Raw genomic sequence first — 14071 nt, 5'->3', positions numbered from 1 at the left:
CAAACTAAAGAATAAAGCCGTACAGCACGGTAGCGACGAGGGTCATGGTGCCGCCGACAATCGCTTCGTAAGGCAGCAGGCCCATACGCTGTCTGATGGTCATGTTCATGCTCTGCGCTGTAACGTGGAAATAGTTGCCCTGCGGCAAGGAGTCGATAACGGTGGCACCGGTATGCACCATGACCGCAGAGGCAATCGGCGCAATGCCGATAGTGGCGATGGCATTACCGAAGGTACCGGTCGCCAGAATGGTCCCGGTGGAGGTGGACGCCGTGGCTGCCGCCATCAAAATACCGGAGATAGGCGCCAGGAAGGTGCCGGAAATGCCCATGACGTTAATCAGTTGCACCACCTGAGCCGACAGGTTGGATGCGGCAATCAGCCCCGCAATCGCCCCTGCACCAATCAGGATCAGTACGGTAGCGGTCATTTTTTCCAGACCGGAAGCAGTGTAGGCAATCACCTTGTGCTTTTGCCCCATGGCAATCAGCCCGACGATACCGGCAATCGGCAATACATACATGGCATCCAGCTTGAACGCGGTCAGCGCGCTGATGTGAAAAATGGAACCAATCGGGTTAATCATCAATAAGATAACGGCAACCGCTGGCGCGACGATGGCCTTGCCCAACGTCGGGTAGGTTTTGTCATTTTTCGCGCTCTGGGTACCGTAGGCAGCGGCAGCTTCTTCACCACTTACCATGATCCCTTTATTTTTCAACATCGAAGCGACAACGACAGTAATAATCAAACCGAATACAGCTGGAATAAAACCGGCGATCATCACGTCGCTTAAATTCAGGTGAAAACCGTTTGCGGCGGCAATGGTATTGGGGTTCGGCGATATAATATTCCCGGCTTTACCACCGCCGGAAAGCGCCAGTAATAATGCCAGTTTGGAAATCCCCATTTTATTACCCACCGATAATGCAATGGGTGCAACAATTAATACGGCAACGGGGATAAAGACGCCCACGGCGGTAATGATCATGGTGGCCAGCGCCAGCGCTAAAATCGCTTTGCTCTCCCCCATCTTCCTCACAATGGCTTGGGCGATGGTTTCTGCCGCGCCCGATTCCATCATCACTCCTGCCAGCACACCCGCAGCCAGCACGCGGATCACCGTGCCCATCACGCTCTGCGTGCCTGATGTCAGCAGCCCGATGGTCTGCTCAAGATTGCCACCGCCGATCACCGCACCGAGAATGGCACCGAGGAACAAGGAATACACGGGATTAATTTTTTTCAGGATGAGCGCAATGGCAATAAAAAGACCAATCAACGCCCCGTACCATGCCAAGGGTTCTAGGGTATGCATAATGAGACCTCTTATATTTTATACCCGTCATACTTCAAGCTGCATGTGCGTTGGCTGCGTTCACTCACCCGAATCACTTACCTGAGTAAGCTCATCGGAATTCATTCACTTGCCGCCTTCCTGCAACTCGAATTATTTAAGGTATATATGTCTTCGACAATAGGGTGCTAATGCAAATACATTCCTGGTGGAATCTGCATTATTTAATGTGGTAATAAATCACGCCGTTCTAAATCACTTTCTTTGGGAAGAAATTAGAATCGATAAATAATTCCTTATCACATGCTCTTATGGATTGAGAATTATTTTATGACTTGGCAATAAAATAACCTATGTGTTGCAACACGAAAAAATTGGGCATTTGTATAAATATTTTTGTGTTGCAGAACAAGAAAGCGAGAGGTTTATCACATTGCAGGGGAGAGGAGCCGCATTCCTGCGGCTTAGTGTGGCGTCATCCGAGACCTCAATACCACGCGGTTACAGCGCTTCGAGCGCCAGTAATTCTTCGATAGTTTGGCGGCGACGAATCAGGCGCGCTTCGCCATTTTCGAATAGCACTTCCGGCAGAAGTGGGCGGCTGTTGTAGTTGGAGGACATGGAGGCACCGTAAGCCCCGGTGTCGTGGAACACCAAATAGTCGCCGACCTCAACCGCAGGTAACGCTACTGTTTCCACACCGCCGCCAGCCTGTTGCGTAAACACATCTCCGGATTCACACAATGGCCCTGCCACTACGGTATCGCGCAACGGTGCGCCAGCAAGAGCACGCTCATCTGCCGGCAACAGCGAAATATGGTGATAGCTGCCGTACATGGCGGGGCGCATCAGATCGTTAAACCCGGCGTCCACCAATACGAAGTGGCGGCTGCCCATGTTTTTGACAGCACGTACCTGCGCCACCAACACGCCAGACTCCGCCACCAGAAAACGTCCCGGTTCGATTTCCAGCGTCACCGGGTGACCAAGATGTGTCTCAATACGCTGACGCGCTGCGTGCCACAGGCCAAAGTAGTGTTCGGTATCGATCACCGGCTCACCCGCACGATAAGGGATGGAAAGTCCACCGCCTGCGGAAATGGCTTCAACATCCTGACCAAACTCAACCACCTGGCGCACCATGGCATCACATACCTGCTCCAGATGACCGTAGTCCACACCAGAACCGATATGCATATGAATGCCGACCAGCTTCAAGGAGTAGCGTTGGATTTGTGCCAGCGCCAGCGGTAAATCGGCATACCAGATGCCGTGTTTGCTGTTCTCACCGCCGGTGTTGGTTTTCTGACTGTGACCGTGACCAAATCCCGGGTTGACGCGCAGCCACACCGGGTGACCCGGCTGAGCCGCCCCCAACTGGGCCAGCATATCCACTGAACCGGCATTAACCGGAATATCCAGTTCTACCACACGTGCCAGCGTCGGCTGATCCAGCATGTCGGCAGTGAACACAATCTCGTGATCTGCCGTACCCGGCACAAACCCGGCCACCAGGGCGCGCTCAATCTCCCCCAGCGATACCGAATCCACTTTTACGCCTTGTGCGCGCATCAGGCGCAGAATATGCGTGTTGGAGCAGGCTTTTTGCGCGAAGCGGATGGTGTCAAACTGACGGAGTTGTGCGATACGCGCCACGATGGTGTGCGCATCATAGGCCCACACCGGGCATCCAAAACGCGCGGGTAATTCACGCAGACTATGCGCATTGAGCGCGTGGGTAAGGTCATTCAGATCGTGCGGCATAAGGTTTCCGTGCAACAAAAGGGAGCAATGACCCCACGGTAACGGGCTGCAACGATTTAAACAAATATCGATTTTCGCATACTCTATTCATCCATGATATAGCTTCACTAAGCCACTTCGCGCAGCGCATCAGCGGTAATATGTACCCCCACGGTGCTGCCCGCGCGATGCAGATCGCCCGGAGCACGATTCAGTACATCCACAGCCAGCTCTATGCCGTTAACTTCGATACGGTATCGCACCACGTTACCTAGCAGGCTGTGATTGAGGACCTTCCCGGCGATGCCTTGTTCAGGCGCACCCAGCGTGATGGATTCAGGGCGAAGTGCCACCTGGCCGGTGAAGTGTTCTCCCGTCAACTGTTGCGCCTGCGCGGCACTCAACAGGTTATAGCTGCCGATAAAGCTGGCGGCAAACAGATTGGCCGGCTGGGTATACAGCGATACCGCATCGCCATCCTGCACGATTTCTCCGTTGTTCATCAGCACAATACGATCGGAGAGCGTCAACGCCTCTTCTTGGTCGTGGGTCACAAAGATGGCCGTCAGGTTCAGCTCTCGCTGAATGCGACGGATTTGTTCACGCAGGTGGCGACGAATACGGGCATCCAGCGCGGAAAGCGGCTCATCCAGCAACAGCAAACGCGGGCGCGTAACCAACGAGCGCGCCAGCGCCACGCGCTGACACTGACCACCGGAAAGCTGATGTGGGTAACGGTGGGCAAATTCATTCAATTCAACCAGCGCCAGCACCTCGGCCACCCGCTGGCGAATCTCCCCTGCACCGAGCTTCTGCATTTTTAGCCCAAACGCCACGTTCCCTTCTGCCGTCATGTTGGGAAACAGCGCGTAGTTCTGGAACACCATGCCAATGCCGCGCTTTTGCGGAGACACCGGCACAATATCCTGCCCCTGTAATAGGATCTGTCCGCTGTCTACGGGCGTCAGGCCCGCCAGACAACGCAGCAGCGTCGATTTGCCGCAGCCGCTCGGCCCCAAAAGAGTAACAAACTCCCCTTCTGCCGCTGAGAAATCGATATTGTGAAACACCTTGGTCGGCCCGTAGTGTTTATTGAGCTGTTTTACATCAAGATAGGGCATATCAGGATTTCTCCCGGTTAAGAATATTAGCCAGCCAGGTCACCAGCAGCACGACGAGGAAATAGGAGATCACCAGCGCGCTGGTAAAGTGCCCGCTGTCATTACGTTTGTTGTAGAGGTACACCTGCAACGTTTCAAAACGGGTGCCTACCAGCAGGTTGGCAAACACAAACTCGCCAATCAGGAAAGAGAACGAGAGCAACACCGCAATCATCACCCCTTTACGCAGATTCGGCAGCACCACCCACAGCGCCGCCTGCCAGGTACTCGCCCCCAATAAATGCGCCGCATCGAGCAGTTCTTTGAGGTTAATGGCCTGAATGTTGTTGGAAATGGCGCGGTAAATAAAAGGGAGTGCAATAGCAAAGTAGCAGCCGATCAGAATCCAGGGCGTGCCGGTAATGGCGAGCGGGCCTGAGGAATAGAGCTGCAATAAGCCTACCGAAGAGACCACGGGCGGCACCGAGAACGGCAGCAAAATCAGCACGTTCATCACCCCATCCAAGCGAGGAAACCGCCAGGCGATGACAAACATCGCGGGTAACACCAGCAGCAGCGAAAACAGCAGTGCGCCAAAGCAAATCAGTAGTGAATGGCCCAGCGCCACCAAAAACCGGCTATCGCCCCACAGGGCAATAAACCACTTCAGCGTCACGCCGTTAGGCAGAATGGTAGCCCCCCACTCTGTCGCCAGCGCATAGCCCAAGGTGGCGAGCAGCGGCAACAGCAAAATCAGCAGCACCAGTAATACCACCGTCTGATGGTAGCGCCGTTCAAGGGGTGACATGGCAACCTCCGGTCAGGGAATTACGGCGCAGCATGGAGATAACTCCGCCGCAGCAACCACTGGTGGACAACGGTAATCAACGCCATCAGCAGAACCAGCAGCACGGAAAGCGCGCTGCCAAGATTAGGATCCAGGGTGATGTCCCCAGCGACCAGCGCAGCAATACGTATCGGCACCACGTTAAAGTTACCCGTTGTGAGCGCATAGATGGTGGCGTAAGCCCCGAGTGCATTGGCGAGTAAGATAACAAAGGTGCCAAGCAGCGCGGGAGTCAACACCGGAATGCCGATGTGCAGCCAGAAGCGCCAGCGCGGTGCGCCCAACAGCGCCGCCGACTCTTGCCACTCCGTGCGCAGCCCGTCAAACGCGGGATAGAGCAGCAATATCCCCAGTGGGATCTGAAAATAGGTGTATATCAGGATCAAACCGTCGCGGGAGTAGATGTTAAACCCGTCGATCACGCCATATTTTTTCAGTAATAAGGTAAAAAAGCCGTTCAGCCCCACCATGATCACGAAAGCAAAGGCCAGCGGAACGCCCGCAAAGTTGCTGGTCATATTGGCAAACGACAACACGAAGCGCTGCAAACGCCCCGTCCCCAACTGGCGCAGCGAATAGCCGCCAATCAGGGCGATAATGACGCCGTAGAAACTGGACCAAAATGAGATATCCAGTGAGAAACGGATCGCCTGAAGGTAAAATGGCGAGGAAAGGATATCGGTATAGTTCGCCAACCCCCACGCTTCTTCCGTTTGGCTGTAAAAGCTGTTCACCAGGATCCAGATAAGCGGTGCTATCTGGAACGCAAAAAAGACGGCAAAAAACGGCAACAGGATCCCTGCAACCAGCCAGTTTTTTTTCACGCGTTATCCTCCCTCTGCGGCGTGGATCACTATCCCCTGCACGCCCGCTATCCGTACCCGAACAGGGGGGCGTACAGGAGCAGGCCTTACTGTTTCATGTTGATAATCACGTGTTCTTGCCACTGGCGCGGCAAGGTTTTCACGGTTTTATCCCAGGCCTCGCCGTCAGCAATCGGACGCACGCTCTTGTACTGCGCTTCCGGCAACAGCTTAGCCTTCACATCGTCCGGCAGCGTGATGTGCTGTGCGCGGATCGGGCGCGCATAGCCACGCGCCAGATTGATCTGGCCGGCATCAGAGAAGATGTACTCACGCGCCAGCTTGGCCGCGTTGGGGTTTTTGGCGTATTTATTGATGATGGTGGTATAGCCGGAGATCACCGAACCATCGGAAGGAATCAGCACTTCAAAGCGATCTTTGTTGATTTTGTCGCGGTAGTTCAGGCCGTTGAAATCCCACACCACACCAACCTGCACTTCCCCTTTTTCGATATTCGAGATAACCGGATCGGTAACGCCAAGACGCCCCGCTTTCGCCAGCTTGCCGAAGAACTCCAACGCCGGTTTCAGGTTTTTCTCATCACCACCCAGCGCAAAGTTGGCTGCCAGCACGCCGCTTACCGCCTGCGAGGCAGAGTTAACGTCACCGATGGTCACAACGTAATTGCCTTTAAGCAAATCGGCCCAGCTGTGCGGGATCTCTTTCACTTGCTGTTTATCGATAATAAAGGCGATAGACCCGGTATAAGCCAATGCCCAGTGTCCGTCTTTATCTTTAGCCCAGTCAGGCACCTGTTCCCAGGTGGTCGGTTTGTAGGGCTGGGTTACGCCTTTTTGCGCCGCAATCGGCCCGAACGCGGCACCGACGTCACCGATGTCAGCACTGGCGTTCTCTTTTTCGGCCGCAAACTTGGCGATTTCCTGCGCGGAAGACATATCGGTATCACTGTGCTTCAAACCGTATTTTGTGGAGAGATCCTGCCAGGTGTCTTTCCAGTTGGCCCAACTGTCCGGCATCCCTACGCTGTTGACCGCGCCTTCTGCCCGCGCGGCTTTTTCCAGTGCAGCCAGATCCTGTGCCAACACCGGGGCAGAAACAAAAGCGATGGAGGAGAACAGTGCGCTACTGATTAACACGGAAGACAACAATTTCTTCATCATGATGCTCCTGATTTTATAGGTTCGCGACGCTGGTCTTAGCCAGCAATAACTACGCCAATTCAGCACAGCGGGATGAAAGTTATATGTCGGATGTATGACAACCGCATGTCAGCGCAAGGTGAGACGGGAGCATACCCATCAAGCCAGGCGAGATATTCCCTGTCATGGTGCACATTGCGCGATATCGGTGTTTGATTCTGGTGAAATACGCCTGCATGAAGTGCAGTAACCCGATGATAGTTCAGCCTCATGGCTTCATCCATTCAGAGGCCGTGAACCACAGCAATAACATTACCGTCATGTGACATTAACCGCAGAAAATGTGCTTCGCGATTGATTGAGCAACCATCAAGCGCGATTCCCTCCGCATTTGGTGAAAAAATAAATAAACTCTGCCTAAGCCATTCATTTATGATATCGGTTAGCGAGGTAACCACAACTGAGGCGATGATGCCGACCATTTCACTGCGCCACATTGAAATTTTTCATGCCGTCATGACCACCGGTAACCTCACAGAGGCCGCCGCGTTACTCAATACCTCGCAACCCACTGTCAGTCGCGAGCTGGCACGCTTCGAGCATCTGGTGCAGATGCCCTTGTTCGAGCGGGTACGTGGACGCCTTCACCCTACAGCACAGGGGTTGCAACTGTTCGAAGAGGTGCAGCGTTCCTACTACGGCTTGGATCGCATCATCAATGCCGCGCGTGACATTCGGCGTTTTGAACAGGCACAGCTTTCTATCGCCTGCCTGCCGGTATTTTCTCAGTCCTTGCTGCCTAACGTGTGCAAACCGTTGCTGGACAGCTATCCCTCGCTCAGCCTGAACGTCATACCTCAGGAATCGCCGCTGCTGGAAGAGTGGCTGTCAGCACAGCGCCACGATCTGGGACTGACGGAGAACAGCGTGACGCCCGCGGGCACAGAGCGCCATACCCTGCTCACGTTGAACGAAGTGTGTGTGCTGCCCGCACAGCACCGTTTAGCGGCGCGTCCGATGCTGACGCCAGACGATTTTCGCCATGAGCGATTTATCAGCCTTTCAAGCAGCGATAGCTATCGCCAACTGTTGGATAAACTGTTTGATAGTGCCGAGATCGCGCGTGATATGGTGCTGGAAACGCACAGTGCGGCATCGGTGTGCGCCATGGTGCGCGCCGGTGTCGGTATTTCTATCGTCAATCCGCTCACCGCTTTGGATTATGCCGCCTCCGGCGTAGTGGTGCGCCCGTTCAGCGTTGCGGTGCCTTTTACCGTCAGCCTGATTCGCCCACTGCACCGTCCGGCCTCCGCGCTGGTGGATACCGTAATCGCTCATCTAACGCGCTATACGGCAGGCATTGCCGATCAACTGGACGCGGTGCTGGCACGCTGAGCGGCTCACTATTCCGCTTGCAGCGCCAGCCAGCGCGGCTCATGAGCGAACCAGTGCACTAAAAAATCCAGCAACGCACGCAGCGCAGGCGGCATATGTTGACGAGACGCGTAGATACCGTAGATGCCCATATCCTGCGGTCGGTACTCTGTCAGCAACGGCACCAGCGCACCGCTGGCAAGATAGCGTTGAACCGAGTAGCGCGGTTGCAGCGTGATACCCGCCCCTTCCAGCGCGCTGGATAACAACACCAGCGATTCATTGCCGCTCAAATTGCCGCTCACGGGGACAGTCACCGGCTCATTATCATGGGTAAAATTCCACAGACTTTTGCCAAAGTAGGTGTAGGTCAGGCAGTTGTGCAGCGAAAGATCGCTCAATTGGCGTGGCATCCCCTGCTTCGCCAGGTAAGCGGGCGCGGCGCACAGCACGGAGGCACATTGGGCGAGCGGGCGGGCAATCAGGTTGGGATCGAGCGCATTGGTGATGCGCAGGGCAAGATCGATGCGATCTTCCACCAAATTAACTGCACGGTTATTCATCTGCATATCCACCGCCACGCGCGGGTAGCGTTGCAAAAATGCCGTGACCGCCACGCCCAGTGCCGTTTGCCCAAGGGATTGCGAGCAACTGACGCGCAGCAGCCCACCGATGGACGCCACATCCGAGGCGTTTTCCACCCGCATATCACCCGCCAGTGCCAGCATCTCACGACAGCGTTGCAAGGTTTTCTCACCCGCATCGGTTAAACTCAATTTACGCGTGGTGCGATGCAGCAGGCGTGCCTGCGCCCAGGTTTCCATTTCGCTAAGGTAGCGGCTTACCATGGCGCGCGACATGTCCAATACTTCGGCGGCAGCGCTCATGCTTCCCCGTTCAACAATTGCGACAAACACTTCAGCAGCAGTAATGCGATCCATGATTAGCTCGATTTATGCAACAGAGAAGCCACTATTTAGCCATTTTTATTACGATAATTGCAACTTAAGATAGACCCCGTTGCGTACTTTTAACGAATAATGAATGGAGTTCCTGCTATGAAAAAATCTACCTTAACGCTGGTTGCAGCCGCCGCCCTGAGTATGACTACCGTAGCCCACGCCGCGTCCCCGTTGAAGCTTGAAGTTTTTAACCCCGGCGAAGCCAGTATTTTCCCAGTTTCATCCGCGCTGATTGTTGGCGAACATGAAGTGGCCTTGATTGACGCCCAGTTCCAGCGTAACGATGCACAAACGTTGGTGGGTCGCATTCAAGCCACTGGCAAACCGCTGAAAACCATTTATATCAGCCATTCCGATCCGGATTATTACTTCGGTCTGGATGTGATCAAGGCCGCCTTCCCGGACGCAAAAGTGATTGCCACTCCAGCAACCATCGCGGCGATCGAAGCCAGCCAAGCGGGTAAAGTGGCCTACTGGGGCCCGATCATGAAAGAAAATGCGCCGCAAAAAATTATCGTGCCAACGCCGTTGAAGGGTGACAGCTTCACCGTTGACGGTCAGAAACTGGAAGTAAAAGGTCTGACAGGGCCTACGCCGGATCGCACTTTTGTGTGGATCCCATCGATGAGCACCGTGGTAGGCGGGATTCCGGTGTCTGCCAATATCCATCTGTGGATTGCCGATACCCAAACGCCGCAATCGCGCGCTGACTGGCGTCAGACGTTACAACAGATTGAACAGTTAAAACCGAAACAAGTGGTACCGGGTCACTTCCTGCCGCCAATGGATTACAGTCTGAGCAGCGTCACGTTTAGCCTGCAATACCTGAACACGCTGGAAAAAGCGCTGGCTACCAGTAAAGATTCTGCTGCGCTGATCGATACCATGAAAAAGCAGTACCCCAACCTGCACGAAGAGTCCAGCCTGGAACTGAGTGCCAAAGTGCTTAAAGGTGAAATGAAATGGCCGCAATAACCCTGCATTATATTTATGACCCGCTGTGTGGTTGGTGCTACGGTGCCGCACCGTTGGCACAAGCCGCACAGGCCATGTCAGGCGTCAATGTGGAGTTGCACGGTGGCGGCATGATGACGGGCAACAACCGTCGTCAGGTCACCCCGCAGTGGCACGACTACGTACTGCCCCATGACCAGCGTATCGCAGAGCTGACCGGCCAGCCTTTTGGTCGGCCTTACTTCGATAAGCTGCTGCGCGATACCAGCGTTGTGCTGGACTCCGCGCCGCCGACGGCTGCCGTTCTCGCGGCAGAGCGTATGGCCAACAAAGGCTATGAAATGCTGCACCATGTGCAACGCGCGCATTACGAACAGGGCAGAAAAATCGCTGATGTCGGCGTATTGACACAGTGCGCCGATGAAATCGGGCTGGATCCGGTTGCTTTTGCCAATGAGTATGCCTTCGTTAACGCAGACGGTCTGGAGCAACATATTAAGGAAAGCCGCGCATTACTGGCAAACGTGGGCGGGCACGGCTTCCCCACCTTCGTGCTGGAAACCGTTGACGGCAACAGAGAGATTGTTCAGACGGTCGAATTCCTGGGCAATATTGATGCGTGGCACGCCTTTTTGCAGGCTAAAATCGGTGACTTCTCTGCATAAGCCGGGTTGATAACGATAAAGCCGGTGTCGATGACACCGGCTTTCAATGATACACTGTGCTCAGGTTTCCCTGCATATACTCTAAATAATTCGAGTTGCATGAAGGCGGCAAGAGAGAGACAAATTTGTCTGGAACAAATTTGAACAGCGCCTGCGCTGACCCGTAGGGTGAACCTCAGGGATGAGGTTCATTCATCCCGATGAGCTTACTCAGGTAAGTGATTCGGGTGAACGAACGCAGCCAACGCACAGGCAGCTTGAAGTATGACGAGTATTGGGATAAATATTGACCAGACACAGTAAGACGTATGCACCCATCTTCTGATACTCAGCACCGTTTCCCTGCACAACGCTTCTCCATCGCGCCGATGCTCGATTGGACCGATCGTCATTGCCGTTATTTTCACCGCCAACTGACCCGTCAAACGCTGCTGTACACCGAGATGGTCACCACCGGTGCCATTATTTACGGTAAGGGCGATTATCTGGCTTACAGTGATACCGAGCATCCGGTGTCGTTGCAGTTGGGCGGCAGCGATCCTGCCGCGTTGGCGCAGTGCGCGCAGTTAGCCGAGCAGCGCGGCTACGATGAGATCAATCTCAACGTCGGCTGCCCTTCGGACCGCGTGCAAAATGGACGCTTTGGCGCCTGCCTGATGGCGGAAGCCGAACTGGTGGCGGATTGCATCAAAGCGATGCGCGATCGGGTATCGATCCCCGTCACGGTGAAAACCCGTATCGGCATCGACGATCAGGATAGCTACGCTTTTCTGTGCGATTTTGTTCATACCGTGGCCGAGCGTGGCCAGTGCGATACCTTTATTATCCATGCGCGCAAAGCCTGGCTTTCGGGTCTCAGTCCAAAAGAGAATCGCGAGATCCCACCGCTGGATTATCCACGCGTCTATCAACTCAAGCGCGATTTCCCGGCATTGACCATCGCCATTAACGGCGGTGTAAAAACGCTGGAAGAGGCAAAAAACCATTTGGCACAGCTCGATGGGGTGATGATGGGGCGTGAAGCCTATCAAAATCCTGGCCTGCTACTGGATGTCGATTCGCAATTGTTCGGTATTGATGCGCCTGCCGTCAGCCCGTTTAGCGTGGTGGAAGCGATGTACCCATACATTGAGCGTGAACTGACGAACGGAACCTATTTGGGTCATATCACCCGCCATATGCTGGGCTTGTTCCAAAGTATTCCCGGCGCGCGTCAATGGCGTCGTCACTTGAGCGAAAATGCTCATAAACCCGGCGCAGGCATCCCGGTGGTGGAAGCGGCACTGGCGCTGGTACGCGATCGCGCAGTATAAAAAACACCAATAGTTAGTCAAAATAGCCACAACCTGTTACCCACACCGACACTCTCCTCTGATAAATCAATACGTTATCAGAGGGGAAAGGTTGGCATGCTTCTTGTAATACCTCCCGTAGAGCACGTCTTTAGTACGGCATACCTGAATGAGGAGAGAAATCATGCTGGAGTTTTTGTTCGTAGTGGGCTTTTTCGTGATGTTAATGGTCACCGGGATTTCACTGATTGGCGTACTGGGCGCACTGGTCATTGCCGCGGTGGTGATGCTGGTAGGCGGGCTGATTGTTACTGCCATCAAAGTACTGCCCTGGCTGCTACTGGCGGTGGCTATCGTCTGGCTGTGGCGTTACTGGCAGCAAAAACCGCTGCGTGATTACCGCTGATGCCACGCGTTGTGACGGCAGCAGCAAATACCGCTACTGAGCACCACTATCCCCGCTAATTTACGCCAATTTTGTGCGCCAGCAGATATTTTTTCCTCTGAGCCGCTGTTAGGATGGCGGCTCTTGGTCACTATGACTGCCTCCATGTAGCAAGGCGGTTTACGTAACCGGCAACACGCACAGGACACGCGGCCTGCGCGAATCAGTAAAAAATGATTTCATCCGCGTCAGAGCATCATCATCCAAAAAAATTACGCCTCGATGCGCTGACGTTCGCCACGCTGTACCCTACATACAGCATGATGAAATATCAAAAATAATGCAGCAACAAGGGCCCCGTTTGGGGCCCTTACTTTTTATCACTACGACTGACTAACCATGACGACAGACGACAACGGCTCGCTTATCGTCCTGGGATCAGCAGGCAGGAACCGTGCGTCTGGCGACTCTCCAGTGCACGATGCGCCTTTTGCGCTTCCGACAACCCAAAGATCTGGTTGGCTGAAACATCGACCTTGATAGCGCCGCTGGCAATCAGCGAAAACAGCTCGCGGCTTGCTTTATCCAGCTCTGCCCGGTTGGTCACATAGCCAAACAGCGACGGGCGCGTCACGTACAGCGAGCCCTTCTGGTTCAGAATGCCCAGATTCACGCCGGTCACCGGACCGGACGCATTACCGAAGCTCACCATCAAACCGCGACGTTGCAGGCTGTCGAGCGAGGCTTCCCAGGTGTCTTTGCCCACCGAGTCGTACACCACAGGCACTTTCTGCCCATCGGTTAATTCCAGTACCCGCTGCGCGATGTTCTCACTGCGATAGTTGATGGTCGCCCAAGCACCCGCCTGACGCGCCAGCACCGCCTTGTCATCTGACCCGACCGTACCGATAAGTTGCGCGCCCAGCGCCTTGGCCCACTGGCAGGCAATCAGGCCAACGCCACCGGCAGCCGCATGGAACAGGAATGTCTCACCGGACGTAATTTCATAGGTTTCACGCAGCAAGTAGTATACTGTCAACCCTTTCAGGAACGACGCCGCGCCCTGCTCAAAGCTGATAGCTTCCGGCAGATGCGCTACGCGATCCGCCACCACGTTGTGCACCGCACTGTAAGCACCCAGACCCGCTTGCGCGTACACCACGCGATCGCCGACCTGAAAACCGCTGACACCTGCGCCAATTTTCGCCACGACCCCCGCCGCCTCGGTGCCCAGCCCCGACGGGAAGGCCTGCACCGGATAAAGCCCGCTGCGCACGTAGGTGTCGATAAAGTTTATCCCGACAGCGCGGTTTTCAATTTGTACTTCACCCGCCGCCGGTTCACGCGGGGTAAAATCAACGTACTCCAGCACCTCAGGGCCGCCGTGGGTGCTGAATTGAATGCGTTTCGCCATGTTTTCTCCTGATGCAGTCCGGTGCGATAAACACACGGGCGCGTTTTTATCACGTCAGTTTCGTATACAATGCCT

Annotated in this window: 14 protein-coding genes; 5 read left to right on the top strand and 9 right to left on the bottom strand. The window is 54.6% G+C overall.

Annotation, left to right across the window (positions count from 1 at the left end; all coding sequences use genetic code 11):
* Positions 1–4 precede the first annotated feature (4 nt).
* The 7 genes from J5224_RS07180 to J5224_RS07150 all read right to left on the bottom strand — a co-directional run bounded on the left by J5224_RS07180 (position 5) and on the right by J5224_RS07150 (position 7432).
* The gene (locus J5224_RS07180; RefSeq protein ID WP_264624710.1) at positions 5–1318 is read right to left on the bottom strand and encodes a GntP family permease; all 1314 of its coding nucleotides are present in this window, start codon (positions 1316–1318) and stop codon (positions 5–7) included.
* Positions 1319–1798: 480 nt separating this feature from the next.
* On the bottom strand, positions 1799–3061 hold the full coding sequence (lysA, locus tag J5224_RS07175; RefSeq protein ID WP_264624709.1) for a diaminopimelate decarboxylase: 1263 nt from the start codon (positions 3059–3061) through the stop codon (positions 1799–1801).
* Positions 3062–3168: 107 nt separating this feature from the next.
* Positions 3169–4161 (bottom strand): ABC transporter ATP-binding protein, encoded by a 993-nt coding sequence (locus J5224_RS07170; RefSeq protein ID WP_264624708.1) that lies wholly within the window; start codon positions 4159–4161, stop codon positions 3169–3171.
* A gap of 1 nt (position 4162) precedes the next feature.
* Entirely contained in the window at positions 4163–4948 is a 786-nt protein-coding gene (locus J5224_RS07165; protein WP_264624707.1) for an ABC transporter permease, read from the bottom strand.
* Positions 4949–4968: 20 nt separating this feature from the next.
* Positions 4969–5811, bottom strand: a complete 843-nt coding sequence (locus tag J5224_RS07160; RefSeq protein ID WP_264624706.1) for an ABC transporter permease — start codon at positions 5809–5811, stop codon at positions 4969–4971.
* A gap of 86 nt (positions 5812–5897) precedes the next feature.
* Positions 5898–6968, bottom strand: coding sequence for an ABC transporter substrate-binding protein (locus tag J5224_RS07155; RefSeq protein ID WP_264624727.1), 1071 nt, complete (start codon positions 6966–6968; stop codon positions 5898–5900).
* A gap of 266 nt (positions 6969–7234) precedes the next feature.
* Positions 7235–7432, bottom strand: a complete 198-nt coding sequence (locus J5224_RS07150; RefSeq protein WP_264624705.1) for a hypothetical protein — start codon at positions 7430–7432, stop codon at positions 7235–7237.
* Between J5224_RS07150 and J5224_RS07145 the strand changes: the two genes are divergently transcribed.
* Positions 7422–8345, top strand: coding sequence for a LysR family transcriptional regulator (locus tag J5224_RS07145; RefSeq protein WP_264624726.1), 924 nt, complete (start codon positions 7422–7424; stop codon positions 8343–8345). The genes J5224_RS07150 and J5224_RS07145 overlap by 11 nt on opposite strands.
* Positions 8346–8353: 8 nt before the next feature.
* Here the strand turns inward: J5224_RS07145 and J5224_RS07140 are convergent, their stop codons facing one another.
* On the bottom strand, positions 8354–9265 hold the full coding sequence (locus J5224_RS07140; protein WP_264624704.1) for a LysR family transcriptional regulator: 912 nt from the start codon (positions 9263–9265) through the stop codon (positions 8354–8356).
* A gap of 117 nt (positions 9266–9382) precedes the next feature.
* Between J5224_RS07140 and J5224_RS07135 the strand changes: the two genes are divergently transcribed.
* The 4 genes from J5224_RS07135 to pspG all read left to right on the top strand — a co-directional run bounded on the left by J5224_RS07135 (position 9383) and on the right by pspG (position 12603).
* Positions 9383–10261, top strand: a complete 879-nt coding sequence (locus J5224_RS07135; protein WP_264624703.1) for an MBL fold metallo-hydrolase — start codon at positions 9383–9385, stop codon at positions 10259–10261.
* Positions 10249–10905 carry a DsbA family protein gene (locus tag J5224_RS07130; protein ID WP_264624702.1) on the top strand — a complete coding sequence of 219 codons (657 nt, stop codon included), beginning with the start codon at positions 10249–10251 and terminating at the stop codon, positions 10903–10905. The genes J5224_RS07135 and J5224_RS07130 overlap by 13 nt, the downstream gene beginning before the upstream one ends.
* Positions 10906–11213: 308 nt before the next feature.
* On the top strand, positions 11214–12218 hold the full coding sequence (dusA, locus tag J5224_RS07125) for a tRNA dihydrouridine(20/20a) synthase DusA (protein WP_264624701.1): 1005 nt from the start codon (positions 11214–11216) through the stop codon (positions 12216–12218).
* Between the two features lie 163 nt (positions 12219–12381).
* Positions 12382–12603 carry an envelope stress response protein PspG gene (pspG, locus tag J5224_RS07120; protein ID WP_264624700.1) on the top strand — a complete coding sequence of 74 codons (222 nt, stop codon included), beginning with the start codon at positions 12382–12384 and terminating at the stop codon, positions 12601–12603.
* A 403-nt stretch (positions 12604–13006) separates the two neighbouring features.
* Here pspG and J5224_RS07115 read toward each other — a convergent pair whose 3' ends face one another.
* On the bottom strand, positions 13007–13996 hold the full coding sequence (locus tag J5224_RS07115; RefSeq protein WP_264624699.1) for a quinone oxidoreductase: 990 nt from the start codon (positions 13994–13996) through the stop codon (positions 13007–13009).
* Positions 13997–14071: the final 75 nt, after the last annotated feature.

This window comes from Candidatus Symbiopectobacterium sp. NZEC135 (assembly GCF_025962695.1).
Note: the sequence above shows the minus strand (reverse complement) of the source record. Positions and strands in the feature narration are given on the sequence as shown.

What these genes read in the sequence shown, in the direction of transcription:
- J5224_RS07180 (WP_264624710.1), bottom strand. Translation starts at nt 1,318, where the DNA reads ATGCATACCCTAGAACCCTTGGCATGGTACGGGGCGTTGATTGGTCTT.
- lysA (WP_264624709.1), bottom strand. Translation starts at nt 3,061, where the DNA reads ATGCCGCACGATCTGAATGACCTTACCCACGCGCTCAATGCGCATAGT.
- J5224_RS07170 (WP_264624708.1), bottom strand. Translation starts at nt 4,161, where the DNA reads ATGCCCTATCTTGATGTAAAACAGCTCAATAAACACTACGGGCCGACC.
- J5224_RS07165 (WP_264624707.1), bottom strand. Translation starts at nt 4,948, where the DNA reads ATGTCACCCCTTGAACGGCGCTACCATCAGACGGTGGTATTACTGGTG.
- J5224_RS07155 (WP_264624727.1), bottom strand. Translation starts at nt 6,968, where the DNA reads ATGAAGAAATTGTTGTCTTCCGTGTTAATCAGTAGCGCACTGTTCTCC.
- J5224_RS07145 (WP_264624726.1), top strand. Translation starts at nt 7,422, where the DNA reads ATGCCGACCATTTCACTGCGCCACATTGAAATTTTTCATGCCGTCATG.
- J5224_RS07150 (WP_264624705.1), bottom strand. Translation starts at nt 7,432, where the DNA reads ATGGTCGGCATCATCGCCTCAGTTGTGGTTACCTCGCTAACCGATATC.
- J5224_RS07140 (WP_264624704.1), bottom strand. Translation starts at nt 9,265, where the DNA reads ATGGATCGCATTACTGCTGCTGAAGTGTTTGTCGCAATTGTTGAACGG.
- J5224_RS07135 (WP_264624703.1), top strand. Translation starts at nt 9,383, where the DNA reads ATGAAAAAATCTACCTTAACGCTGGTTGCAGCCGCCGCCCTGAGTATG.
- J5224_RS07130 (WP_264624702.1), top strand. Translation starts at nt 10,249, where the DNA reads ATGGCCGCAATAACCCTGCATTATATTTATGACCCGCTGTGTGGTTGG.
- dusA (WP_264624701.1), top strand. Translation starts at nt 11,214, where the DNA reads ATGCACCCATCTTCTGATACTCAGCACCGTTTCCCTGCACAACGCTTC.
- pspG (WP_264624700.1), top strand. Translation starts at nt 12,382, where the DNA reads ATGCTGGAGTTTTTGTTCGTAGTGGGCTTTTTCGTGATGTTAATGGTC.
- J5224_RS07115 (WP_264624699.1), bottom strand. Translation starts at nt 13,996, where the DNA reads ATGGCGAAACGCATTCAATTCAGCACCCACGGCGGCCCTGAGGTGCTG.